Source organism: Terrabacter sp. P5_B1, from assembly GCF_056400505.1.
The window spans coordinates 1-811 of the sequence record NZ_JBFULD010000603.1 but is presented as its reverse complement, the minus strand read 5'-3'; the positions used below and the strand labels follow the sequence as shown (position 1 = coordinate 811).

Sequence of the window (811 nt, the reverse complement as noted above, 5' to 3'; positions counted from 1 at the left end):
CGCCGAAGCGGCCTCCGAGGACCGCTGAGCGCAGGTCGGGCGGCACCCTGTGGAGCAGGTGGCCGCCCGGACGCGGTAGACTTGTCTGTGGCCGACCGGACTGGACTCCGTGCTGAGCCGTCCCGCACCTGTGTGGGATGTCGCGGAACGGATAGCTGGTCGGCCCTGCTGCGAGTGGTCGCGGCGACGGACGGAGACGGCCGGGGCATCCCCCCGGTCACGCTCTGCCCCGACCTTCGACACCGGATGCCGGGACGCGGTGCATGGTTGCACCCGACCCCCGGCTGTTTCGAGCTGGCAGTGCGCCGCAAGGCGTTCGGACGTGCCCTGCGCCTGCAGGTGGCGGTCGACGTGAGCGCGGTGGCACGACACCTCGGGCTCCAGCACGAGTAGCAGGCACCGGTGCAGCCTCCAGACGGGGTTGCACCAGATCAGTCAGAGATCAGTCAACGAACCACAAGGCGGGTTGAAACGCTATGAGCACCCGATGAGTACTCAGCGATGAGCAAGCCCCAGCAATAACCCACGGTTCGGCCACTTCCTGTTCAGGCCGGACCAGGAACAGGAGAGATGTGGCTAAGGTCCGGGTCTACGAGCTCGCCAAAGAGCTCGGAGTCGAGAGCAAGACACTGCTCGCGCACTTGAAGAGCCAGGGAGAGTTCGTCCGGTCGGCATCGTCGACCATCGAACCCCCCGTCGTCCGCAAGATCATCGAGACCTTCCCTCGGGAAGGCTCTTCCGGCGGCGACAAGAAGCCGGCGGCCCCGAAGGCCGCCCCCACCGGCGCGGTTCCCAGCGCGCCCCAGCAGGC

2 protein-coding genes are annotated in these 811 nt (G+C 67.7%); both read left to right on the top strand.

Translation table 11 applies throughout. From position 1 onward, the window contains the following. Positions 1-87: 87 nt before the first annotated feature. Positions 88-393 (top strand): YlxR family protein, encoded by a 306-nt coding sequence (locus AC1DP0_RS22340; RefSeq protein ID WP_478088842.1) that lies wholly within the window; start codon positions 88-90, stop codon positions 391-393. 179 nt (positions 394-572) lie between these two features. Continuing rightward, a partial coding sequence (locus AC1DP0_RS22335; protein ID WP_478088840.1) for a translation initiation factor IF-2 N-terminal domain-containing protein occupies positions 573-811 on the top strand: 239 nt, incomplete at its 3' end.